Below are 23,289 nucleotides of genomic sequence, written 5' to 3'. Positions count from 1 at the left end.
CCATTCTCCCGCCGTGACCCCGGGCGCCCCGGACGGTTCGCTGGAGTCATGCTCGCCACCGACACGAACACCGGGGTCGCCGCCGCGCTGCACGGCGTCCGGAAGGTCTATCGCTCACGCAGCCAGCACGTCACCGCACTCGATGGCGTCTCGCTCACATTTCCCACCGGCTCGTTCACCGCGGTGATGGGTCCGTCCGGCTCCGGCAAGTCGACGCTGCTGCAGTGCGCGGCCGGCCTCGACTCCCCCACCGAGGGCGCGATCGAGGTCGCCGGCGTCCAGGTGCACAAACTCAACGAAGTGCAGCGGACCCTGCTTCGCCGCGACCGGATCGGCTTCGTGTTCCAGTCGTTCAACCTGCTCCCGTCGCTGACCGCGGCGCAGAACGTCGAGCTGCCGTTGCGGCTCGCGAAGCGCCGGCCGTCCGGCAGCGAAGTGCGTGACGCGCTGGCCGCCGTCGGGCTCGCCGACCGTGCCCGCCACCGCCCCACCGAGCTGTCCGGCGGGCAGCAGCAACGCGTCGCGATCGCCCGCGCGCTGATCACCCGTCCGGCCGTGCTGTTCGCCGACGAGCCCACCGGCGCACTGGACAGCACCACGTCCCGCGAGGTGCTCGCGCTCCTGCGCGGAATCGTGGACCGGCAACGCCAAACGGTGGTCATGGTGACCCACGATCCGGTGGCTGCCTCCTATGCCGATCAGGTGGTTTTCCTCGCCGACGGTCGTCTGGTCGGCGAAATTGTCGGCCCCACCCCGGATGCTGTCGCTGCCCGACTCGCCCACCTGGAAGCCTGATGTTCACGCTGACGACTCTGAAGGCCCGCTGGACCGGGCTGCTCGGCACGATCGTCGCGGTCGCGCTCGGCGCCGCGCTGATCAGCGGTGCCGCGGAGCTGCTCGCCGGCGTGGGCGCGCGCGACGGGCTGTCCACCGCGCTGACGCTCTACCCCGAGGCGCCGATCGTCGTGCAGGGCACTCGGCAGGACGACGGTTCGATCGTCGCGGCTCCCCCGCCGCCTCCGCCCGGCGTCGAGAAGCGGCTCGCCTCCGTCCCGGGCGTCACGGCCGCGATCGCCGACCGCGCGTTCTCGGTCCGGGTCGCTGCCGTCGGCGTCCAGGAGGGTCGTGGCTGGGCCAGCAGCCGGCTGGCCGGGGTCCGCCTGGTGTCGGGCTCGGCGCCGGGCGACGGCGAGGTGGTGCTCGGGCGCGAGGCGGGGGTCGCGCCCGGCGGCACGGTCACCGCGCGCCTGGCCGACGGCGACCATCGGCTGCGGGTGTCCGGTCTGGTCGACGGGCCGGCCGTCTACGTCTCGGACGCTGCCGCGGCGCGGTGGGGAACGGTGCGCGCCGTCGGCGTCCTCACCGATTCGCACGATGTCGACGCGGTCGCGGTGGCCGTGCGTCGCGTCGCCGGCGCGGGAACGACCGTGCGCACGGGGGCCGACCGCTGGTTCGCCGAGCCCGATCCGGGGCGGCAGCAGCTGGACGACGCCACCGCCCTGCTCGGCATTTCCGCCGGACTGGCGGGCTTCGTGGCGATCTTCGTGGTCGGTTCGACGTTCGCGTTCGCGGTGTCGCAGCGGCGCCGGGAGTTCGCGCTGCTCCGGCTGGTCGGGGCGCAGCCACGGCAGGTACGCCGCTCGGTCCACGTCGAGGCGCTGGTTGTCGGCGGCCTGGCCGCGGCGGTCGGGTCGCTGCTCGGGGTCCCGCTCTCGACGGTGTACGCCGTGCTGCTGGAGAACGCCGACCTGGTGCCGGAGGCGTTCGCGCCGCGAGCCCGGTTCTGGCCGCTCACGATCGGCTTCGGCGTCGGGCTGGTCGTCTCGATGATCGGGTCGTGGGCCGCCGCCCGGCGAGCCGGTCGCGTCCCGGCGATCGATGCCCTCCGTGACGCGACTGTGGAGCGTCGCACGATGACCGTCGGCCGGTGGGTCTTCGGGTTGTTGTTCCTGGCCGGCGCGATCGCGTCGATCGTCGCGGCCGTGGGGGTCGACGGTGAGGGCGCGATCGCGCTCACCGTCTTCGTCGGGGAGCTGTTCGTGGTGGCGTTCGCGCTGCTGGCGCCGGTGGTGATACCGCCGGTCATCCGGCTGGTGACCGCACCGCTCGCGAGGGCAGGCGGTGCCGGGCCCATGCTGGTGCGGCAGGGAGCGCTCACCGCGGTCCGGCGGGTCGCGTCGACGGCGGCGCCGGTGCTGGTCACGGTCGGCGTCGCCGGGTCGATGATCGGAGCGATCGCGACGCTCGCCGACACCACCGACGCCGACCTGCGGGCGCGGCTCACCGCGGACGTGATCGTGGTGCCCGGCGACGGTCCCGGGTTGAACGCCGACGTTCCGGCTGCGGTCCGCGCCGCCGTACCCGACGCCACCGTGTCGGCGACGCTCGCGACGACCGTGTGGGAGGTCGTCCCGAAGAACGCCGACGGTGTGTACGAGGGCCACGACCTGAGTGGCTCCGCGCTCGGCGTCGACCCGGCCACCTTGCGTCGCACGCTCGACGTCGCCGTCGTCGAGGGCTCGCTGGCCGACCTGCGGCCGGGCACGATCACGGCCTCGGAGATCTCCGGGCTGGACGTGGGCGACTCGGTGCGGGTGACGTTCGCCGACGGGGTGACGTCGAAGCTGCGGGTGGCCGCCGTCGTGGCGTCGATCCAGTCGACGAGCGTGCTGCTGCCGATCGAGACCGTCCGGGAACACGACCCCTCGGCGCTCGCCGACGCGGTGTACGTGCGTGGCGGCTCGCCCGACGCGGTCCGCTCGGCGGTGACGCCGCTCGGCGGGCAGGCGATCGACCGCACCGCCTACGCCGACCTACGTAGCGCCGAGGCCGACGAAGGCAACACTCTCGCGCTGACCGCGTTGCTCGGGGTCGCACTGCTCTACACCGGGTTGGCGATCGTCAACACGCTGCTGATGGCGACGTTCGATCGACGCCGGGAACTGGCGCTGCTGCGGCTGTCCGGCGCGACGCCCCGCCAGGGGCTGCGTGTGGTGGTCGCCGAGGCGGCGCTGGTGGTGCTGGTCGGCAGCGGGCTGGCGATCGCCGCGACCGTGCTCAGCCTGCTGGGCCTGACGAGCGCGCTGTCCCGGGTCGTGGGCGAGGCGTCCCCGTCCATTCCGTGGATCCCGCTGGGGGTGTCCATCGCGGTCTGCCTGGTGCTGGCGGTGGTGGCCGCCGCGGCGCCGGCGTGGTCGCTGCTGCGTCGTCCGCCGCTCGAGGTCTGAGGCCGAGAGATGCGCTGCCCGTTCGGAAGTCCTGGCACGGGCAGCGCTCGGACGACGTCAGCTCTTCTTGCCGGACTCCTTGGCGTCCCCGGTGGAGAGCGCGGCGATGAAGGCCTCCTGGGGAACCTCGACGCGGCCCACCATCTTCATGCGCTTCTTGCCTTCCTTCTGCTTCTCGAGCAGCTTGCGCTTCCGGGAGATGTCACCGCCGTAGCACTTGGCGAGGACGTCCTTGCGGATCGCGCGGATGTTCTCGCGGGCGATGACCCGAGCACCGATCGCGGCCTGGATCGGCACCTCGAACTGCTGCCGCGGGATGAGTTCGCGGAGCTTCTGGGCCATCGTCGTGCCGTAGTTGTAGGCCTTGTCCTTGTGCACGATCGCGCTGAACGCGTCGACCTGCTCGCCCTGGAGCAGGATGTCGACCTTCACCAGGTCGGCGGCCTGCTCGCCGGTGGTCTCGTAGTCGAGGCTCGCGTAGCCCTTGGTGCGCGACTTCAGCTGGTCGAAGAAGTCGAAGATGATCTCGGCCAGCGGCAGCGAGTACCGCAGCTCGACCCGGTCCTCGGACAGGTAGTCCATGCCCTGGAGGGTGCCGCGCCGGGACTGGCAGAGCTCCATGATCGCGCCGATGTACTCGCTGGGCGCCAGCACCGTGGCCCGCACCACCGGCTCGAAGACCGACTCGATCTTCCCGTGTGGGAACTCGCTCGGGTTCGTGACGATGTGCTCGGTCGTGTCGTCCATGATCACGCGGTAGACGACGTTCGGCGCGGTCGCGATCAGGTCGAGGCCGAACTCGCGCTCGAGCCGCTCCCGGATGATCTCCAGGTGGAGCAGGCCGAGGAAACCGACGCGGAAGCCAAAACCGAGCGCGGCCGAGGTCTCCGGCTCGTACGCGAGCGCAGCGTCGTTGAGCTGGAGCTTGTCCAGCGCCTCGCGGAGGATCGGGTAGTCCGAGCCGTCGATCGGGTAGAGGCCGGAGAACACCATCGGCTTGGCCTCGGCGTACCCGGGAAGGCTCTGCTGCGCCGGCTTGGCGTTGTTGGTGACCGTGTCACCGACCTTGGACTGGCGGACATCCTTCACACCGGTGATCAGGTACCCCACCTCGCCGACGCCGAGCGCGTCGGAGGGCACCGGCTCCGGGGAGATGACGCCGAGCTCGAGCAGCTCGTGGGTGGCCGCGGTGGACATCATCTTGATGCGCTCGCGGGAGTTGAGCTGGCCGTCGATGACCCGGACGTAGGTGACGACGCCGCGATAGGTGTCGTAGACCGAGTCGAAGATCATCGCCCGAGCCGGGGCGTTCGCGTCACCCTTCGGGGCCGGGAACTGGCGGACGATCTCGTCGAGCAACGGCTGGACACCGACGCCGGTCTTGCCGGAGACCTTGAGGCAGTCTTCGGGCTCGCAGCCGATCAGCTTCGCGAGCTCCTCGGCGTACTTCTCGGGCTGCGCGGCCGGCAGGTCGATCTTGTTGAGCACCGGGATGACGTGCAGGTCGTTCTCGAGCGCCAGGTAGAGGTTGGCGAGCGTCTGCGCCTCGATGCCCTGAGCGGCGTCGACGAGCAGGACCGCGCCCTCACAGGCCGCGAGCGACCGGGAGACCTCGTACGTGAAGTCGACATGGCCCGGGGTGTCGATCATGTTCAGGATGTGAGTGGTTCCATCGAGTTCCCAGGGCAGGCGGACGGCCTGGGACTTGATCGTGATCCCGCGCTCGCGCTCGATGTCCATGCGATCCAGGTACTGGGCTCGCATCTGACGCTCGTTGACGACGCCGGTCATCTGCAGCATGCGGTCGGCCAGGGTCGACTTGCCGTGGTCGATGTGCGCGATGATGCAGAAGTTGCGGATCAGGCTCGGGTCGGTGGATCCCGGGCGCGGCGTCGGGGGCACGCGGGTGTCCCTCTCTTCCTATAAGACGTTGAGTGGTGCGGGGCTGTTCGTGCTGCCCGGCGCACCGGTTCACCGACGCATGAGTCGGCACCACCCCAATTCTCCCACGGGCCGGAGGTAGTCGTCTCCCGCGCCCTACCGCAGCGGCCACCCGAGACGAATCGGGTCGGCAGATGCGGTGACAGCTCGGGCAGGGCGGGGCGTAAAGGGTGGTGACGGCCCGCGTTGGGATGGGCGCAGGCACGGGACGCGCGGACGGGCGCAGGAACGGGGCGGCGAGGACGGGCGCAGGAACGGGGCGCGATGAGGGGGCGGGACCCAGAGGGCGGCGATAGTTCGCGCAGGGGTGGGAGGGGCACCGGAGCCTGAAGAGATGCCCGGGACCCAAGAGGTGCCGGAGACTGGGTGAGGTGCAGGGGACTGGGTGAGGTGCCCGAGCAGGGTGAGGTGCCCGAGCAGGGTGAGGTGCCCGAGCAGGGTGAGGTGCCCGAGCAGGGTGAGGTGCCCGAGCCCAAGAGGTGCCGGAACCCGAGGAGGGTGCCGAGACCCGAAGAGGTGCCGGGATCCGAGAGCTCGGGGAGGTGCCGTAGGCCGGAGATGTGCCGGGGCCCGGCCGCTTGGGGAGGTGACGGGATCCGGAGGAGGCGCCGCAGTGCCGTAGGCCGGGCCCGGAGGTGCCCGGCGCCCGGAGAGGCCCGGTACATCCGAGGCGCTCGGATGTACCGGGCCTCGGGATGTGCGGCCCGCCAGGTGCCAGGCCTGAGGACGTGCCGGGCCGAAAGGTGGCGGGCCCGGGGAGATGCCGGCCTTGGGGTGGTGCCGGGCCTAGGGAGACGCCGGCCTTGGGGACGCGCCGGGGTGTCGCGGGGCCGGAGAAGTGCCGGGGCTGGGAGAACTCCGAGCTGGGGAGACATTCGTGGCGGCACGGAGTGGGGCGATGGAGGCCCAGAAATGTTGCCGGTTGGTGCACGAGGCGAGCGGGCGTTTTGAACCCATCGTGGCGTAGCTGGTAGCCTGGCTATTCGCGCGGTGGGCGCGCGATGTGCGCTGCTCGACGAGAGTGTTTCGCACGAGAGCATCCCGCCATCGCCGGAACCTGCCAGCACAATACGACCAGACCCGAGGCTTACGCGTGGCGAACATCAAGTCCCAGATCAAGCGCATCAAGACCAACGAGAAGGCGCGCCTGCGGAACAAGGCCGTCAAGTCGTCGCTCAAGACGGCGATCCGGAAGTTCCGCACCGCTGCCGACGCCGGCGACCGCGAGGTGGCGCTCACCGAGCTCCGCAACGCGTCCCGCGCGCTCGACAAGGCGACCAGCAAGGGCGTCATCCACGCCAACCAGGCTGCCAACAAGAAGTCGGCCATGGCGAAGCGCGCCGCCGCTCTCTGAGCCCGCACGCACCGAAGGCACCGGCCCGTACAGGGTCGGTGCCTTCGTCATTTTCGGCCCCCGGCTCGGGCCGACCGTCGTCGGCCCCCGGCTCGGGCCGACCGTCGTCGGCCCCCGGCTCGGGCCGACCGTCCAGCCCAATTCCAGCGGCGAAGTCGGAACCTCCTATACCGCCCGAAGCGGGATCAAGAGCACGAATCCTTCCACCGATACTTGATCGCTCGAACTGGCCGCAACCACTGCAAGCTCCAGTCCGCTAACGGCAGATGGCTCGAATCGGCGTAAGCGCGAAAGCCGGCCGGCCGGGCACAGAGATCGCACTGGGGTGCAGGCCAGACACCAGCGCGGGCCAGTCCTCAGCCGGCAAACCACGCGTGAGCGCGCAGGCGGGCATGAGCGCACAAGCTGACCACGAGCCCACAGCCCGAGCACAAGCCCACAGGCCGAGCACAAGCCCGCACGCCGAGCACGAGCGCGCAGACCCAGGCTCAGACCCAGACACGCACAGACCAAGACACGAGCGCGGCTCAGACCCAGGCCCGAGCGCGGACCCACATATGAGCGCAGACGCAGGCCCAGGCACAAGCCCGCAGACCCGGCGACGAAGCGCCGGCCGAAACAACACCAGAAAGCGTCAGCGCCGATCCGGTGCAGCGCCAGGATCGCTGGCCCGCAACGGTGGCAACGGCACGGTCACGTCGGCATCCTCCGACCCAACCCGAACGATCCCGAGCGCCGCCGCCGTATCCGGCTCCCCAGCCATCCCGCCTGCCCCGCCAGCCGAACCCACCCCGCCCGCCGAACCCGCCCCGCCCGCCGAACCCGCCCCGCCCGCCAAACCCGCCCCGCCCGCCAAACCCGCCCCGCCAGCCGAACCCACCCCGCCCGCCAAACCCACCCCACCAGCCGAACCCGCCGCAGCGGCTTCAGACAACGGTGCCTCTGGGCGCACCCGAGGCCTCCGCGCGGCATGGGGATCCGGTAGCCGTCCCACCACCACGTCGTTCAGCTTCACCATCGCCGCCACCACCGCCGGCGTGGCCAGCACTCCCCACCAGCTCACCAGGTCAGCGAACGCCAGCAGCATCGCCAGCACGATCGAGCCCTCGAAGAACAGCGCGCACAGCACCTTGCCCGGCTCGACGTGGCGCAGACGCAGGATCCGCGCGTACAGCGGGCGCTGCTGGTTGTGCGCTGGTGCTGACCGGAAAGCCGTGAGTAACCGCCCCGTCACCGGACTTCCCGGGCCGAGACGATCGCGAGCACCGCCCGCTCGAGCGCATAGTTGCGATCGTCGGCGCCGCCTTTGACGTCGGCGTTGGCCGTGGCGGCGACCCGGGCGGCGGTGGCCAGCCCGGCCGGGGACCAACCCCGGCCCTGGCGTTGCGCCCGCTCGACCTTCCACGGCGGCATCCCCAGCGTGCTCGCCAACTGATAGCCGCTCCCCCGCGCGCCGGCTACCCGCGCCACGCTCCGGACGCCGTCGGCGAGCGCGTCCGCGATCGGCACCGGGTCGACGCCGATCGCCAGCGCCCAGCGCAGCGCCTCGAGAGCACCGGCGGTGTCCCCGATCATCGCGGCGTCGGCGACGGTGTAGCCGGTCACGTCCGCGCGCCCGCGGTGGTACTGACGCACGGCATCGAGGTCGACGCGACCACCGGTGTCGGCCACCAACTGGCTGCACACCGACGCGAGTTCGCGCAGGTCGGGCCCCACGGCGTCGAGGATCAGCGATGCGACCTCCTCGCTCGCCTTCCCGCCGGCCCGGCGGATCTCGTCCCGGATGAACCCGACCTTCTCGCGATGCTTGGTGATCTTGGCGACCGTGGTGGTCTCCGCGCCGGCCTTCTTCAGCCCGTCGCTCAGGGCCTTGCCGCGGGCCTGCCCGAGGTGGGTGACGACCAGGATGATGCCGCTGCTGGGGTCCTTCGCGAGCGCGGTGGCGTGCTGCAGCAGCGCGGCCGCGAGGTCTTTGCCCACGGTGTGGGCGTCGCGGGCGATGAGTACCCGCGCTTCGGCGAACAGCGACGGGCTGAACAGCTCCGGCAGCGCGCCGGGCGTCAGCTGGGTGTAGTCGAGTTCGCGGACGTCACATTCCGGGTCGGCCGCGCGGGCGGCGGCGACCACGTCGGCGACCACGCGTCCAGCGAGGAAACTTTCGTCCCCGAGGACGAGGTGCAGCGGCGCGAGTGTGGAGGGGGCAGCCGAGCCAGGCATGACGAACATCGTTGCACGGTGCGCGCAACGGTGCGGTCCCGCGCTCGCACTGTGCACCATATGTCACCCCTGACGCCCTCGAACCGCGGTGGACAGCGTGCCGTCGGCGAGCGCGACCACGGCCAGATCTCCGCTCCGATCGGTACGCAGCACCCGGGCGCCCTGCCGGGCCAGGTGCGCGAGGACGGCCGGAGCCGGGTGCCCGTAGTCGTTGTCGGCGCCGACCTCCACCAGCGCCACCCGGGCGTGCGCGGCGTCCAGGAACGCCGGATCCGACCAGGCCGAGCCGTGGTGCGGAACCTTGAGCACGTCCACGTCCAGCGGTTCACCGGCGGAGAGCACCGCCCGCTCGGCGTCGTGCTCGGCGTCGCCCGGCAGCAGGACGGAGACCGATCGCACGTCGGCGCGGAGGATCAGGCTGTTGTTGTTCGGGTCCGACCGGGTGCCGCGCAGCACGCGCAGCGGCCCCAGTACCCGGATGCCGACCGCTCCGGCGGTCAGCCGCCCACCCGCGGTCAACGACACGATGCGGACGCCGTGCCGGCGCGCCTCCCGGCTCACCGCCGCCGCGCCTTCGGGCGGTTCCCGGTACGGCCCGATCGCGATCGCCCCGACGCTCCGGCCGCGGAGCACCCCGTCGAGGCCGCCGATGTGGTCGAGGTGCAGGTGGCTCAGGAACAGGATCGGGACGTGCTCGACGCCCAGCCGCCGCAGGCAGGCGTCGACCGGCGCCGGGTCGGGGCCGGCGTCGACGACCACCGCGGACGCGGCCCCGGCCCGGAGCACCACCGCGTCGCCCTGGCCGACGTCGCACCCGACCACCACCCAGCCCGGCGGTGGCCAGCCCGGCGCCGCCACCCGGATAGGCAGCGCGACCACGACCACCGTGGCACCGACGACCGCGATCAGTCGGCGGGGCAGACGCCACCGGGCCGCGAAGGCGGCCGCGACCAGCAGCGCCGCGAGCAACCAGCCCCCGGCGGCGCCGCCGGGCCAGGGCAGCAGACCGTCGGGCACGCGGCCGCCGCGCTCGGCCACCTCCACCAGCCACCAGGCCGGCCACTGCCCGAGCCAGGCCAGTGCGGTGGCGAGCGGCATCGCGACCGGCGCGGTGACCGCGGCGAGCAGGCCGAGTACGGTGGCCGGAGCGACGGCCGGTGCCGCGAGCAGGTTCGCGGGGATCGCGGTGAGGCTGACCGTGCCGGTGAAGGCCGCGATCAGCGGCGAGCAGGCGGCCTGCGCCGCGGCGGGCACCGCGAGGGCGTCGGCGGCGACGGCGGGCACGCCCCGCCGCTTCAGCGCACCGGACCAGGCCGGTGCGACGAGCAGCAGACCGGCGGTGGCCGCGACCGAGAGCGCGAAGCCCGGCGCGGCGGCGAGCGCCGGATCGAGGAGCACGAGGAACACGACCGAGACGCACAGCGCGGGGACGGCGGCGCGGGGACGCCCCAGGGCCAGCGCGAGCAGGCCGAGCCCGCACATCGCCGCCGCGCGGACGACGCTCGGCGACGGCCGGGCCAGGATCACGAAGCCGGCGATGGCGAGCGCCGCCAGTGCGGCGGACCAGCCGGGGCCGGCGCGGACGCCACGGAGCGCGGCGAGCACCAGCCCCGCCAGGATCGCGAGGTTCGCTCCGCTGACCGCGGTCAGGTGGGTCATGCCGGTCTGCTGGAACGCGTCGTCGACGCTCGGGTCGAGCTTCGAGGTGTCACCGACCACCAGGCCTGGGAGGAGGCCGCCAGGTTTGCCGGGGAGCGGTGCGCAGGCCTCCTGGAGGCCGGTTCGCAGCGACCCGGCCACGCGTTGCAACCAGGGTGGGGACCCGAGCCTCCACGGCCGGGCCGCGGTGCGCAGGACCGCCGCCGTCAGGTCACGGCGGTGCGGGGCGAGGAGACGGCCGCGGTCGACGGTGACGCGCTGGCCGGGCAGCAGTCCGGCCCAGTCCGGGTGTTCGCCGAGCACGAGCACTCGTCCGGAGGTCATGTGCCGGACCCCGTCGGCCGTGATCTCCTCGGCCGACGCGGCGACCACCCAGAGCGGCGCGCCGCCGCGCCGCGACGCGGCCGGACGCGGGTCGTCACGCACCACGAGCCGCATCCCGACCGGACCGGAACGCTCCACCGCCCGGGCCAGCGCTCCGGAATCCCGCTCCACCAACCGCGGCGCCGCCGCCACGGCCCCCATGCCCACCCCCAACGCCACGCCCACCACCCCCAACGCGACCCCGCCCCATCGCCGCGCCGAAGCCCGGGCCCGGAGACCCGCCGCGATCGCCACCAGGGCCGCGCCGCCGGCCACCACCGCGGCGGCACCGGGCCCGTGACCGAGACACCACCACGTCGCCGCCCACGCACCCAGCGCCACCCCGGCGAGGCGTAGATCCAGCGGCGCCCGCGCCACCGCCCCCGCGGCCGGCCGGCGATCGTGGCCGGTCACACCCGGACCAGGGAACGGAGTTTCTCGAAGCGGCTGTCGCCGATGCCGTCGACCTCGCGCAGCTGGTCGACCGAGCGGAAGCCGCCGTGCTCGGTGCGGTAGGCGACGATCCGCTCGGCGAGCACGGGACCGACGCCCGGCAGGCCGTCGAAGTCCTCGACGGTGGCGGCGTTCAGATCGAGCGGTGAGCCGGAGCCGCCCGCGGTGGGCGCATCGGGGGCGGCGCCGGGCACCCCGACCGCGATCAGCTCACCGTCGAGCACCTTGCGGGCCAGGTTCAGGGCGCTGAGATCGGTGCCGGGCAACGCGCCGCCCGCCGCGTTCACGGCGTCCGCGACCCGGGCACCGGCCGGCAACCGCACCAGGCCCGGCCGCCGTACCCGGCCGGAGACCGCCACCACCGCCGTCGACGGAGACGCCGACGCGACCCCGGACCGCGACGGCGCATCCACGATCGTGGCCGTGTCGACCGGCTCGGCGTCCGGCCGCGCCCGCCAGGCCGCGATTCCGGCCACCAGCGCGACGACGAGCGCCACCACCGCGAGCGTCCACACTCCACGCCGCCCCGGCCCGAAGGCCGCGCCCCGCACGCTCTCCGGCATCCACCGGCGCCACCCACCCGCCGACCCGAGCTCCTCCCCCGGCAGCGGCACCGCGGAAACCGGGTCATCGAACAGCACCTCGACGCGCGACCGCGCGATCGACGCGTCTCGTACCACCTCTCGGCGTCCCATGTCGGCCGAACCTAGGCTCGTTCGCCGGCCCCCGAGAGCCGCGAGAACCCGGGCTGTGCACAACCCGGCGCGCTGTGGACAGCCGCCCACGGGCCCTCGGTGTGCTACTTGTGGCGGGTCACCGCCACGCCGACCAAGCCCGGGCCCACATGGGTCCCCACCGTCGGCCCGACCTCGCCGATCAACACCCGTCCCAGCCGGGGCACCCGCTCGAACAGCCGCTCCCGCAGCGCCTCCGCTTGCTCCGGTGCGGCCAGGTGCTGCACCACCACGTCCGCTCCGTCGACGCCCGCCGCCGTGACCGCCAGCGCTTCGAGCTTCGCCAACGCCCGAGCCGAGGTGCGCACCCGCTCCGCCACGACGATCTGCCCGTCCTCCACGCGCAGGATCGGCTTCACCGACAGCGTCGTGCCGATCAACGCGGCCGCGGCACTGATCCGCCCGCCCCGACGCAGGTGCTCCAGAGTGTCCACGTAGAACAAGACGGTGCTGCGCTCGACCGCGTCGACGGCCGCCGACGCCACCTGGGACGAGGATCCGCCCGCCTGCGCGACACCTGCGGCCTCGAGCACGGCCGCGCCGAGCCCCATCGCGATCGACCGCGAGTCGACCACGGTCACCGGGCCGGGAGCCGACGCCGAGGCCAGCATCGCCGCCTCGTACGTCCCCGACAGCCCGGCCGACAAATGGATCGAAACCACCGAGGAGTACCCGCGCGCGAACGCCAGCCGGTACGCCTCACCGAGCGAATGCGGTGTGGCCCGGGACGTCGTCACCGGGCCACGCCCCTGCTTCAACGCGGCCGCGACGTCGGCCGAGCTGATGTCGACGCCCTCGCGCCCGGTCACCTCGCCGATCGTGACGAACGTCGGCACCACGGTCAGGTCGTACCGGGCCACCAGGTCACGCGGGATGTCGGAGGTGGAGTCCGTGACGACGGCGACGTGCGGTGCCATGCACGAACATTAGCCCCGTTCCGAGGCCTTGATCAGCTCGTCGTCAGCGGCCGGCTCGGCATCGGCGGCCGTCGACGGCTCGTCGTTGGACGCGGCCCCGGTCAGCGGGCCGACGTTGTGCGCGTGCAGCCGCCAACCCCGCGTCGACGAGAGGCGCAGCTCCGTCCACCGGCAGTTGCCCAGCGCCGCGAGCTGCGCGGCCACCTCGTCGCTCCAGCCGGTCAGCGCCTGCACCGCACGACGGGCCGCGCCGCCGTGGCACACGACGACGAGCGTGCCGTCGACCGCGCCCAGCGCGTCGGCGAGCGCGTCGCGCATCCGGGCCACGACCTCGGCCGGACGCTCGATCCCCGGCACCTCCGGCGTCTCGCCGCGCTTCCACTCGGCGTACTCGGCCGGCCAGCGCTCGGCGAGCTCGGCGTGCGAGAGCCCCTGCCACGGGCCGAAACCGGTCTCGCGCAGCCGCGGGTCGACGCTAATCGGAAGCCCGGTCAGCGCGGCCAGCGCCTCGGCCGTCCGGAACGCCCGCTGCAGGTCACTGCTGACGATCGCGTCCGGCTCCTCGGCCGCCAGGTACGGCGCGGCCTGGAGTGCCTGCTGCACTCCGGTCTCGTCGAGCGGGACGTCGGTCTGGCCCTGGATCCGGCCGGCGGCGTTCCATTCGGTTCGTCCGTGTCGCCAGATCAGGACCCGGCGAGCGGTCACTGCTGGTTACCGGTGTCGGCCAGTGCGGCGTCCACGAACGGGATGACCGGGCAGTCCTTCCAGAGCCGCTCCAGGGCGTAGAACGACCGCTCCTCGGCGTGCTGGACGTGGACGACGATGTCGACGAAGTCCAGCAGCACCCAGCGGCCCTCGCGCTCGCCCTCGCGGCGTACCGGCTTGGCACCCATCCCCAGCAGCCGCTCCTCGACCGAGTCGACGATCGCCGACACTTGGCGCTCGTTCGGCGCCGAGGCGATGACGAACGCGTCGGTGATGACGAGCTGCTCGCTGACGTCGAGAACGACGATGTCGGTGGCGAGCTTGTCGGAGGCGGCTTGGGCGGCGGCGAGCGCCAGCTCGTTTGCTCGGGCGGAGACGGCCACGGCGGCCCCTTCCTGTAACTGACAATTCCAGGATCAAGCGTCTCACGTTCCGACGCCGATCGTCGGCGTGCGGCCGCTCGACGTCGAAACAGCAGCAGAAACGTAGCCCACGAGGTAACAAACGTCGAAAAATAAAAGGACGCCCGGGCGAACCCGGGCGTCCTTCGGTGTTAAAGCTCAGCCGCGTCGCGCCAGCCGGGCCAGCGCCGACCCGACGAACAGGTAGACCACGGCCGCGATTCCCCAGTTGACGAGAACCGCCTGGTCACGGTTGTCCATCCAGAACAGGTTCTGGAACGGCGTGGTCAGCCATCGGCCGATGTCAGTCACGAAGTCCACGATCATGTTCGTCTGGTTGGCGTTCGCCAGCACGAAGAAGATCCCCAAACAGATGACTAAAACCAACGTGACGGTGATCGCCATCACCGCGCGGCCTGCGTTCCTCATTTCGACACTGCCCCCTTCTGGACAGATAAGCTGCTGACGAAGCTCACGGCATGAATGCCCGTGGGCCGCTATCGGCGAAACATCCGTCCAGAGACGACAGAAGCGATTACGGCCGGTACAGGCGCCGCTTCTCGATGTATTGGACGACCCCGTCCGGCACCAGGTACCAAACCGGCAAACCCGCTCGAACCCGGTCACGACACCCGCTGGACGAGATCGCCATCGCCGGGACGTCGACGAGCGTCACCGCGTCCTGCGGGAGGTGGTCGTCGGAGAGCGTGTAGCCGGGCCGCGTGACCCCGATGAAGTGGGCCAGGCCGAAGAGCTCGTCGACGTCCTTCCAGGAGAGGATCGCCGACAACGCGTCCGCACCGGTGATGAAGAACAACTCGACGTCGGGCCCGCGCAGGCGCCGCAGATCACGCAGCGTGTCGATCGTGTAGGTCGGACCGGGGCGGTCGACGTCGACCCGGCTGACCGAGAACCGCGGGTTCGACGCGGTGGCGATCACCGTCATCAGGTAGCGGTCCTCGGCCGGGCTGACCTTGGCGTCGTCCTTCTGCCACGGGTTGCCGGTGGGGACGAAGACGACCTCGTCGAGCGCGAAGATGTTCGCGACCTCGCTGGCCGCGACGAGGTGGCCGTGATGGATCGGGTCGAACGTGCCGCCCATGATCCCGACCCGCCGGGGCGGACGCCCTTCACTCATCCGAAAATCTTCGCATCTCGGCCGCGAAGACCCCGGAAGCCCAACCGGATTGGGAGCCTCGTCACGTCATCGAACCGAACGCCTCACCGCACGTGTCCGTCGCCGGTCACCAGGTAGGAGGTGCTCGTCATCTCCGGCAGGCCCATCGGACCGCGCGCGTGCAGCTTCTGCGTCGAAATGCCGATCTCGGCCCCGAAGCCGAACTCGCCACCGTCGGTGAACCGGGTGGACGCGTTCACCATCACGGCCGCGCTGTCCAGGCGCGAGCTGAAGCGCCGGATCGCCCGGGTGTCGGACGAGACGATCGCCTCGGTGTGCCCACTCCCCCAGCGCCGGATGTGCGCGACGGCCTCGTCTACTGAGTCGACGACCCGGACCGCGAGGTCAAGCGAGTTGTACTCGGTCTCCCAGTCGGCGTCCGTGGCCGGCACGGTCAGCGGCCCCGACGGCACCGAGGCCGCAGCCCTGGAGTCCACGTGCAGCGTGACGCCGGCCTCGTGCAACTGCGCCCCGACCACCGGCAGGAAGGTGGCCGCCACCGACGAATGCACGAGCAGCGTCTCGGCCGCGTTGCACACGCTCGGCCGCTGCACCTTCGAGTTCATCGTGATCGACGCGGCCATCTCCAGGTCGGCCGCCGCGTCGACGTAGACGTGGCAGTTGCCGACGCCGGTCTCGATCACCGGCACGATCGAGTTCTCGACGACGTTCTTGATCAGCCCGGCGCCACCGCGCGGAATGATCACGTCGACCAGGCCGCGGGCCCGCATCAGATGGGTGACCGACTCCCGGTCGACCCCCGGCACCAGCTGCACCGCGTCGGCCGGCAGACCGGCCTTCGCGGCTGCCTCCGACAGCACCCCGACGAGCGCGGTGTTCGAGTGGTGCGCCGACGCCGACCCCCGCAGCAGAGCGGCGTTACCGCTCTTCAGACACAGCCCCGCGGCATCGACGGTCACGTTCGGACGCGCCTCGTAAATGATCCCGACGACACCGAGCGGCACCCGGATCTGGCGCACCTCCAGGCCGTTGGGCAGCGTGTACCCGCGCACGACCTCGCCGATCGGGTCGGGCAGGCCGGCGACGTCGCGCAGGCCCTGCGCCATCCCGGCAATGCGCTCCTCGGAGAGCGCCAGCCGGTCGAGCAAGCCCTCGGCGAGCCCGGCCTCCCGGCCCGCGGACAGGTCGCGCTCGTTGGCGGCGAGCACCGACGCGGACGCCGCGACCAGCGCGTCGGCCATCGCCAGCAGCGCCGCGTCCTTCTCGGCCCGGGAGAGCGGCGCGAGCTCGGCGGCGGCCTCCTTGGACCGGGCCGCGACGGCGCGGACCTCCTGCTCGGTCGTCATCGCCTGCTCCTTCGCCTAGATTGTTCAACAATCTTAGAGCAACGCGAGGTCGTCCCGGTGAACGACTTCGCGTCGGTACTTCGGCCCGACCGCGTGCGTGGATTTCCCGAGCAGCGGCGGCAGCTCCGAAGCGTCGTAGGCGACCAAACCACGAGCCACCGACATTCCCGCGGACGAGACCAGATCCACCGGGTCCCCCGCCACGAAGTCCCCCGACACCGCGGTGATCCCGGCCGAGAGCAGCGACGCCCGCCGCGAGACGACCGCCTCCACCGCACCGTCGTCGAGCACCAGGTGCCCGCGCGGCGTGGTGGCGTGCCGCAGCCAGAGCAGCCGCGTCGGCAGCCGACGGCCGGTCGGCGCGAAGTACGTACCCACGTCGGCCCCGGCCAGCGCGTCGGCCGCTCTCGGCGCCGATGTCAACACCACGTGCACACCGGCCGACGTCGCGACCTGCGCCGCCGCGACCTTGCTCGCCATGCCTCCGGTACCGACCCCGGAAGCGCCCACCGAGCCGGCCACGACATCGTTCAGATCAGCAGCGGACAGAACTGTGGAAACGAGACGTGCCCCGGGCTGACGAGGGTCCCCCGAGTACAGCCCGTCGACGTCCGAGAGCAGCACCAGCGCGTCCGCTCGGAGCAGGTGCGCCACCAGCGCGGCCAGCCGGTCGTTGTCACCGAACCGGATCTCGTCCGTGGCCACCGCGTCGTTCTCGTTGACGATCGGCACCACGCCGAGCTCCAGCAGCCGCTCGAAGTTGCGGCTCGCGTTGCGGTAGTGCGCCCGGCGGATCATGTCGTCCGCGGTCAGCAGGACCTGGCCCACGGTCAGGCCGTACCGCTCGAACGAGGCCGCGTAGCGTGCCACCAGCAGCATCTGCCCCACCGAAGCGCTGGCCTGCTGGGTGGCCAGATCACGCGGGCGCCGGGAGAGCCCCAGCGGCGCGATCCCGGCCGCGATCGCCCCCGACGACACCAGCACGATCTGCGCGCCGGCTTTCCGCCGCTCGGCCAGCACGTCGACGAGCGCGTCGATCCGCTCGGTGGCCAGCCGGCCCCCGCGGACGGTCAACGACGACGAACCGATCTTCACGACGATCCGCTGCGCGCCCGCGACGGCCGACCTCATAGATCGTCGCCGTAGTCGTGGATGCCGCGCTCGCCGCCCTTCTCCGGGTTCTGCCCCCGGCGCCGACGACGTGCGAGCAGCCGATCGGACGCACCGGCCCGGTCGGTGAGCGCGAGGCGGGGGTCCTCGCCACGACGGGTCAGCAGCACCTCGGCCGCTCCGCCGAGCGTCGGCTCCCAGTCGAACGTCACGCCGCCGATCGTCACCGCGTCGCCCGCGTGCGCACCGGACTTCGCCAGCTCCTCCTCGACGCCCAGCTTCGCCAGCCGGTCCGCGAGGTAACCCACGGCCTCGTCGTTCTGGAAGTCGGTCTGGCGCACCCAGCGCTCGGGTTTGGTGCCCCGCACGAGGAAGCCGCCCTCGTCGTCGGGCTCCACGGTGAACGGCGTCTCGTCCACGGCGGCCGGCCGCAGCACGATCCGGGTCGGGTCCGGCGCACCACGCCGCTCCCGCTCCTCCTCGACGATCGCCGCGAGCGCGAACAGCAGCGGCTTGAGCCCTTCCCGGGTCACGGTCGAGACGTCGAACACCCGGTAGCCGCGCGCCTCCAGGTCGGGCCGGATGATCTCGGCCATCTCCCGGCCGTGCGGCACGTCGACCTTGTTGAGCACGACCAGCCGCGGCCGGTCCTCCAGGCCACCGTAGGCGGCGAGCTCGGCCTCGAGCGCGTCGATGTCGGCGACCGGGTCACGCCCCGGCTCCTCGGTGGCGGTGTCGACGACGTGCACCAGCACGGCGGTGCGCTCGATGTGGCGCAGGAAGTCCAGCCCGAGGCCGCGCCCGGTGGCCGCGCCCGGGATCAGTCCCGGCACGTCAGCGATCGTGAAGACGGTCTCGCCCGCGGTCACGACACCCAGGTTCGGCACCAGCGTCGTGAACGGGTAGTCGGCGATCTTCGGCCGTGCCGCCGACACGACCGCGATCAGCGAGGACTTCCCGGCGCTCGGGAAACCGACGAGCCCGGCGTCGGCGACGCTCTTGAGTTCGAGGACGACGTCGTGGCTCTCGCCGGGCTCGCCGAGCAGCGCGAACCCGGGCGCCTTGCGCTTGGCCGTGGCCAGCGCCGCGTTGCCCAGACCACCGTGACCGCCCTGCGCCACCACGTACCGGGTGCCGACGCCGGTCAGGTCGGCGAGGATCTCGCCGTCCTCGGCCTGCACCACGGTGCCGTCAGGGACGCGCAGTTCCAGATCGGTGCCGTTCGCTCCGTAACGGTTCGCGCCCATCCCGGGGCGGCCGTTCGTCGCCTTGGCGTGGGGCCGGTAGTGGAAGTCGAGCAGCGTGTGCACCTGCGGGTCCACGACGAGTACGACGTCACCACCCTTGCCGCCGTTGCCACCGTCGGGGCCGCCGAGCGGCTTGAACTTCTCGCGGTGCACGGAGGCACATCCGTGGCCGCCATCACCGGCGGTGACGTGCAGCACCACTCGGTCGACGAACGTCGCCACGGTGACTCCTCAATCTTGATGTCAGAAGGTGAACACGACAAAGGCGGGTCGGTATGCCCGACCCGCCTTTGTTTACTGCGCTACCCGGCGGGCTCAGGCCTCCGCCGGGACGATGCTGATCGTCTTGCGACCACGCTTGTTGCCGAACGTCACCGCGCCCGGAGCCAGCGCGAACAGCGTGTCGTCGCCACCGCGGCCGACGAGGTCGCCCGGGTGGAAGTGGGTGCCGCGCTGGCGGACGATGATCTCGCCGGCCTTCACGACCTGACCGCCGAAGCGCTTCACACCCAGCCGCTGGGCGGCGGAGTCACGCCCGTTACGGGAGGACGATGCGCCCTTCTTGTGTGCCATGTCGCTAAGACCTACTTCCCGCTCTCGATCCCGGTGACCTTGATCTGGGTCAGCGGCTGACGGTGACCCTGACGCTTGTGGTAGCCGGTCTTGTTCTTGTACTTGTGGATCTTGATCTTGGGGCCCTTGGTGTGGGCCACGACCTCACCGGAGATGGTGAAGGCCGCAAGCTTGGCCGCCTCGTGGGTGACGTCCACCTTGTCACCCTCACCGTCGACGACGAGCAGAGCCGGCAGCGTAATCGCGTCACCGGGCGCGCCCGAGATCTTCTCGACCTCGACGACGTCGCCGACCGCCACCTTGTACTGCTTGCCGCCGGTCTTGACGATGGCGTACATGAGACGCGGGTCTCCTACCTGCTCTGGAAGACAATGAACTGACGTGCGTGCTTGCCTGGCCTACTAGCGCGCAGACAGCGGGGGCGCGGCGAACGCGCCAACGGAAAGACTACCGTACCGGGTGCGCGAACGACGAACCGAGGGTCTCGGCCCAGGTCAGTCGGCCTCTGCCCCCTCCGGTGGCCCGGCCGGACGCGACGCGGCCCGGCGGGCTCGCCGAGGCCGTTTCACCGGCGCCGGCTCACCGACGAGCACCTCGTCCGGTGCGGGCTCGGCGATCGCCGGAACAGTTGCGACACCGTTGACGACCATCTGGTCCGCGGGCTTCAGCGGGTCGGTGTCCTCGACCGTGGCAGCCGCGGCGATGTGCGCCGTGGCGGCGCCACTCGTCACGACCGGCTCGATCTCCGCGTCGGGAACGTCGTACGCGAGGTCACCCTCGGCCTCGACGATCTCGTCGACGACGAGCGCGTCGTCGTCGTCATCGTCGGCCGGCACGGCGACCGCACGGGCGCTCGCGGCGTGGATCGCCGCCGCGGCCGCGGCCACCGCCGGAGCCGCCGTCGGCCCGACCGGCTCGCCCCCGCCGCCACCACCGCGCTTCCGGCGGCTGCGACGGCCCTCCTTGACCTCGGCCACGGCCGGTTCGGCGTGCTGATGGCCGTTCCCGCCGTTGCCCCCGTTGGAGCCGTTCCCGCCGGTCTGGCGACCGATCAACGGCTCGCTGTGGATGATGACGCCCCGGCCGCGGCACGTCTCGCAGGTCTCGCTGAACGCCTCCAGCAGGCCCTGGCCGACCCGCTTGCGGGTCATCTGCACCAGCCCCAGCGACGTCACCTCGGCGACCTGGTGCTTCGTCCGGTCCCGGCCGAGGCACTCGGTCAGGCGGCGGAGGACGAGCTCGCGGTTGCCCTCGAGCACCATGTCGATGAAGTCGATGACGATGATGCCGCCGATGTCGCGCAGCCGGAGCTGGCGGACGATCTCCTCGGCGGCCTCCAGGTTGTTGCGGGTGACCGTCTCCTCGAGGTTCCCGCCCTGCCCGGTGAACTTGCCGGTGTTGACGTCGACGACCGTCATGGCCTCGGTGCGGTCGATCACCAGCGAACCGCCGCTCGGCAGCCACACCTTGCGGTCGAGCGCCTTCATGAGCTGCTCGTCGATGCGGTAGGCCGCGAAGACGTCGGTCTCGGCGGTGTGGTGCACGAGCCGCTCGGCCAGGTCGGGAGACATGTCACGCACGTACTCCTCCACCTCCGGCCAGGCCTCGGTGCCGGACACGACGAGCTTGGAGAAGTCCTCGTTGAAGACGTCCCGGATGACCCGGATGACCAGGTCGGGCTCGGCGTTCAGCAGCGAAGGCGCGCTGCCCTTCGTCGACTTCTCCTTGATCGCCTGCCACTGCGCCTCGAGCCGCTCGACGTCGTGCGTCAGCTCGGCCTCGCTGGCGCCCTCGGCCGCGGTGCGGATGATCACACCGGCGTTCTCGGGCACGATCTTCTTGAGGATGTCTTTGAGGCGCTTGCGCTCGGTGTCGGGCAGCTTCCGGCTGATGCCGGTCATCTGCCCCTCGGGGACGTAGACCAGGAAGCGGCCCGGCAGGCTGACCTGGCTGGTCAGGCGGGCGCCCTTGTGTCCGATCGGGTCCTTAGTGACCTGCACGAGCACCGAGTCGCCGCTCCGGAGCGCGGCCTCGATCTTGCGCGGGCGACCCTCCAGCCCAGCGGCGTCCCAGTTCACCTCACCGGCGTAGAGCACCGCGTTGCGGCCCTTGCCGATGTCGACGAACGCCGCTTCCATGCTCGGCAGCACGTTCTGCACCCGGCCGAGGTACACGTTGCCCGCGTACGCGGCGGAACTGGCCTTCGTCACGTAGTGCTCGACCAGGACGTCGTCCTCGAGCACCGCGATCTGGGTGCGGTCACCGACCTGGCGGACGACCATCACCCGCTCGACGGCCTCCCGGCGGGCCAGGAACTCGGCCTCGGACAACACCGGCGGACGCCGGCGGTTGCTCTCCCGGCCTTCGCGGCGACGCTGACGCTTCGCCTCCAGGCGGGTCGAGCCCTTGACGCCCTGGACCTCGTCCTCGATCGAGCGGGGCGGCGCGGCCGGAGCCGGCTGCCGCACCTTGACCACGGTGTTCGGCGGGTCGTCGCTGGAGACCTCGGCGTCACCGGCTCCCCGGCGGCGACGACGGCGGCGACGACGGCTGGTGCCGCCGTCCTCGTCACCGTCGGCGGCACCGTCGGCGGACTCGTCGTCCGCTTCGTCGGTTTCGTCGGAGGCGGTCGGGTCGGACTCGTCGTCCGCGGACTGCTCGTCGGAGTCGGCGTCGCCGGCCTCCCCGCCGTTCTCGCCCCGGCCGCGGCCCCGGCCCCGGCGACCCCGGCGGCGACGGCGGCGGCTCTCGTCGCTGCCGTCCTCGTCGCTGTCGGCGTCCGCGTCCGCGTCGGCGTCGGCGGTGGTCTCGTCGTTCGTGGTGTCTTCGGTGTCTTCGAGCTCGTCGGCCGGCTCGATCTCGTCCTCGACCGGCTCGGGTTCGGGCTCGGGGGCCCGGAACGGCACCGCGGCCGGGTCGGGCGCCATGAACGTGACCATCGGAGCCCGGCGGACGCGGGTGCGGTGCGTGGACGGCTGCTCCGCCGCTTCCGTGCCGGCGAACGGGGTGTCGGCGGTGCGCAGGCCCGGCTCGCCGGTGGCCGCTTCCGCGGCACCGGCGTCGGGCACGTCCGTCTTCGGTGCCGACGTCACGGAGGCGCCGTCGCCCGCAGCGATCGGTTCGGGCGCGTCGGCCCCGGTGGTCGCCGCGGGAGCGCCGGCGGACCGCCGACGACGGCGTGAGGTCGGCGCGGGCGTCTCCTCGACGACCGCGGCCTCGGTCGCGGCCGGAGGCTGGTCGGCGACCCCGCTGGTCACCGTGCTGGCCGCGACCGGTGGCTCGGTGGCCTCGGGCTCGGCGCCGGCCGCGCGGCGGCGACGGCGGGCACGGGGTGGGGTGACCTCGACGGCCACGTCGGGCGGCGTCGGGTCGGCCGGGGCCTCCGTCGTGGCGGGCTCGGCCGTGGCTGGCTCGGCCAGGGCGGGCCCGGCTGGGGCCTCGGCGCTCGCCGCGGGCACGCCAGGGGTCTCGCTGGTCGAGGGCGCGTCGGGGACGGCCTCGGGCTCGGCCGCGCGGCGGCGCGAGCGGGTGGCTCGGCGGCGCGGGGCCGGCTCGGCCGCAGCGGGCTCGTCGGCCACCGGAGCGGGCACGACGGGCCACGCCGGGTCGGCGAGGTCAGCGGCGTTCGTGTCGTCAGCGGGCGCGGGTGACGGCGCGATCACCGCCGCCGGCACGGCGTCGGCCGGTAGATCGGGGCCGTTCGACGGCGGGTCGGCCGGCGGCCCGGCCGGTCGGCGGGCCGCACGTCGCCGTGCGGGGCGCGCGGCCGGTTCCGGGGTCGTCGGAGCGCCGGCGCCGGTCGAGGCGGCGGAACTGTCACTAGTGGTGCTACCGGTGGTCTGTCCGGTGGGGATCTCCCCCGCCGAACCGGCCCCGGTCAGCTCGTTGTCGAGCATCCGGGCAA

General features: G+C 72.3%; 19 protein-coding genes. 3 read left to right on the top strand and 16 right to left on the bottom strand.

The genetic code is table 11. The features are described 5' to 3' along the window. Window positions 1–48 precede the first annotated feature (48 nt). Complete coding sequence (locus CRYAR_RS07355) at window positions 49–795, top strand: ABC transporter ATP-binding protein (protein ID WP_051569883.1); 747 nt, start codon at window positions 49–51, stop codon at window positions 793–795. Continuing rightward, window positions 795–3,227, top strand: coding sequence for an FtsX-like permease family protein (locus CRYAR_RS07350; protein WP_051569882.1), 2,433 nt, complete (start codon window positions 795–797; stop codon window positions 3,225–3,227). Before CRYAR_RS07355 ends, CRYAR_RS07350 begins: the two co-directional genes overlap by 1 nt. Window positions 3,228–3,284: 57 nt before the next feature. Here CRYAR_RS07350 and lepA read toward each other — a convergent pair whose 3' ends face one another. Further along, entirely contained in the window at window positions 3,285–5,129 is a 1,845-nt protein-coding gene (lepA, locus tag CRYAR_RS07345; protein WP_035849292.1) for a translation elongation factor 4, read from the bottom strand. A gap of 1,132 nt (window positions 5,130–6,261) precedes the next feature. Between lepA and rpsT the strand changes: the two genes are divergently transcribed. Next, on the top strand, window positions 6,262–6,522 hold the full coding sequence (gene rpsT / locus CRYAR_RS07340; RefSeq protein WP_035849289.1) for a 30S ribosomal protein S20: 261 nt from the start codon (window positions 6,262–6,264) through the stop codon (window positions 6,520–6,522). A 634-nt stretch (window positions 6,523–7,156) separates the two neighbouring features. On the opposite strand, the gene CRYAR_RS48505 is transcribed toward rpsT, so the two are convergent. From CRYAR_RS48505 to CRYAR_RS07260, 15 genes are all read right to left on the bottom strand, one after another. Beyond that, window positions 7,157–7,756 carry a hypothetical protein gene (locus tag CRYAR_RS48505; protein ID WP_211248084.1) on the bottom strand — a complete coding sequence of 200 codons (600 nt, stop codon included), beginning with the start codon at window positions 7,754–7,756 and terminating at the stop codon, window positions 7,157–7,159. Continuing rightward, window positions 7,753–8,739, bottom strand: coding sequence for a DNA polymerase III subunit delta (gene holA, locus CRYAR_RS07325; RefSeq protein ID WP_035861203.1), 987 nt, complete (start codon window positions 8,737–8,739; stop codon window positions 7,753–7,755). Before holA ends, CRYAR_RS48505 begins: the two co-directional genes overlap by 4 nt. Before the next feature lie 63 nt (window positions 8,740–8,802). Beyond that, entirely contained in the window at window positions 8,803–11,175 is a 2,373-nt protein-coding gene (locus CRYAR_RS07320) for a ComEC/Rec2 family competence protein (RefSeq protein WP_051569881.1), read from the bottom strand. Continuing rightward, window positions 11,172–11,909: a ComEA family DNA-binding protein gene (locus tag CRYAR_RS07315; protein ID WP_084700208.1), complete on the bottom strand. Its 738-nt coding sequence runs from the start codon at window positions 11,907–11,909 to the stop codon at window positions 11,172–11,174. Before CRYAR_RS07315 ends, CRYAR_RS07320 begins: the two co-directional genes overlap by 4 nt. Before the next feature lie 104 nt (window positions 11,910–12,013). Further along, on the bottom strand, window positions 12,014–12,865 hold the full coding sequence (locus CRYAR_RS07310) for a DegV family protein (protein WP_035849286.1): 852 nt from the start codon (window positions 12,863–12,865) through the stop codon (window positions 12,014–12,016). Between the two features lie 9 nt (window positions 12,866–12,874). After that, the gene (locus CRYAR_RS07305) at window positions 12,875–13,570 is read right to left on the bottom strand and encodes a histidine phosphatase family protein (protein ID WP_063725676.1); all 696 of its coding nucleotides are present in this window, start codon (window positions 13,568–13,570) and stop codon (window positions 12,875–12,877) included. Next, a complete protein-coding gene (gene rsfS / locus CRYAR_RS07300; protein WP_035849283.1) occupies window positions 13,567–13,953 on the bottom strand; it encodes a ribosome silencing factor in 387 nt (128 codons plus the stop codon). The genes CRYAR_RS07305 and rsfS overlap by 4 nt, the downstream gene beginning before the upstream one ends. 177 nt (window positions 13,954–14,130) lie before the next feature. Further along, the gene (locus CRYAR_RS07295) at window positions 14,131–14,376 is read right to left on the bottom strand and encodes a hypothetical protein (RefSeq protein ID WP_035849281.1); all 246 of its coding nucleotides are present in this window, start codon (window positions 14,374–14,376) and stop codon (window positions 14,131–14,133) included. Window positions 14,377–14,506: 130 nt separating this feature from the next. Continuing rightward, window positions 14,507–15,109, bottom strand: a complete 603-nt coding sequence (gene nadD / locus CRYAR_RS07290) for a nicotinate-nucleotide adenylyltransferase (protein WP_063725675.1) — start codon at window positions 15,107–15,109, stop codon at window positions 14,507–14,509. An 83-nt stretch (window positions 15,110–15,192) separates the two neighbouring features. Further along, on the bottom strand, window positions 15,193–16,455 hold the full coding sequence (locus tag CRYAR_RS07285; RefSeq protein ID WP_035849275.1) for a glutamate-5-semialdehyde dehydrogenase: 1,263 nt from the start codon (window positions 16,453–16,455) through the stop codon (window positions 15,193–15,195). 33 nt (window positions 16,456–16,488) lie between these two features. Further along, window positions 16,489–17,586 (bottom strand): glutamate 5-kinase, encoded by a 1,098-nt coding sequence (gene proB / locus CRYAR_RS07280; protein WP_035849273.1) that lies wholly within the window; start codon window positions 17,584–17,586, stop codon window positions 16,489–16,491. Beyond that, window positions 17,583–19,034, bottom strand: coding sequence for a GTPase ObgE (gene obgE, locus CRYAR_RS07275; protein WP_035849270.1), 1,452 nt, complete (start codon window positions 19,032–19,034; stop codon window positions 17,583–17,585). The genes proB and obgE overlap by 4 nt, the downstream gene beginning before the upstream one ends. 93 nt (window positions 19,035–19,127) lie before the next feature. Then, on the bottom strand, window positions 19,128–19,385 hold the full coding sequence (gene rpmA, locus CRYAR_RS07270) for a 50S ribosomal protein L27 (RefSeq protein WP_035849268.1): 258 nt from the start codon (window positions 19,383–19,385) through the stop codon (window positions 19,128–19,130). Between the two features lie 11 nt (window positions 19,386–19,396). Further along, window positions 19,397–19,723, bottom strand: a complete 327-nt coding sequence (gene rplU / locus CRYAR_RS07265) for a 50S ribosomal protein L21 (protein ID WP_035849265.1) — start codon at window positions 19,721–19,723, stop codon at window positions 19,397–19,399. Window positions 19,724–19,879: 156 nt separating this feature from the next. Then, complete coding sequence (locus tag CRYAR_RS07260; RefSeq protein WP_051569879.1) at window positions 19,880–23,281, bottom strand: ribonuclease E/G; 3,402 nt, start codon at window positions 23,279–23,281, stop codon at window positions 19,880–19,882. Between the last annotated feature and the right edge of the window lie 8 nt (window positions 23,282–23,289).

Source organism: Cryptosporangium arvum DSM 44712 (assembly GCF_000585375.1).
Lineage (GTDB): Bacteria > Actinomycetota > Actinomycetes > Mycobacteriales > Cryptosporangiaceae > Cryptosporangium > Cryptosporangium arvum.
This window is presented reverse-complemented; position numbering and strand designations above follow the sequence as displayed.

Coding starts and splice junctions, on each gene's coding strand:
- CRYAR_RS07355 (WP_051569883.1), top strand. CDS start 49: ATGCTCGCCACCGACACGAACACCGGGGTCGCCGCCGCGCTGCACGGC.
- CRYAR_RS07350 (WP_051569882.1), top strand. CDS start 795: ATGTTCACGCTGACGACTCTGAAGGCCCGCTGGACCGGGCTGCTCGGC.
- holA (WP_035861203.1), bottom strand. CDS start 8,739: ATGCCTGGCTCGGCTGCCCCCTCCACACTCGCGCCGCTGCACCTCGTC.
- CRYAR_RS07315 (WP_084700208.1), bottom strand. CDS start 11,909: ATGGGACGCCGAGAGGTGGTACGAGACGCGTCGATCGCGCGGTCGCGC.
- CRYAR_RS07310 (WP_035849286.1), bottom strand. CDS start 12,865: ATGGCACCGCACGTCGCCGTCGTCACGGACTCCACCTCCGACATCCCG.
- CRYAR_RS07295 (WP_035849281.1), bottom strand. CDS start 14,376: ATGGCGATCACCGTCACGTTGGTTTTAGTCATCTGTTTGGGGATCTTC.
- nadD (WP_063725675.1), bottom strand. CDS start 15,109: ATGAGTGAAGGGCGTCCGCCCCGGCGGGTCGGGATCATGGGCGGCACG.
- CRYAR_RS07285 (WP_035849275.1), bottom strand. CDS start 16,455: ATGACGACCGAGCAGGAGGTCCGCGCCGTCGCGGCCCGGTCCAAGGAG.
- proB (WP_035849273.1), bottom strand. CDS start 17,586: ATGAGGTCGGCCGTCGCGGGCGCGCAGCGGATCGTCGTGAAGATCGGT.
- rpmA (WP_035849268.1), bottom strand. CDS start 19,385: ATGGCACACAAGAAGGGCGCATCGTCCTCCCGTAACGGGCGTGACTCC.
- rplU (WP_035849265.1), bottom strand. CDS start 19,723: ATGTACGCCATCGTCAAGACCGGCGGCAAGCAGTACAAGGTGGCGGTC.
- CRYAR_RS07260 (WP_051569879.1), bottom strand. CDS start 23,281: ATGCTCGACAACGAGCTGACCGGGGCCGGTTCGGCGGGGGAGATCCCC.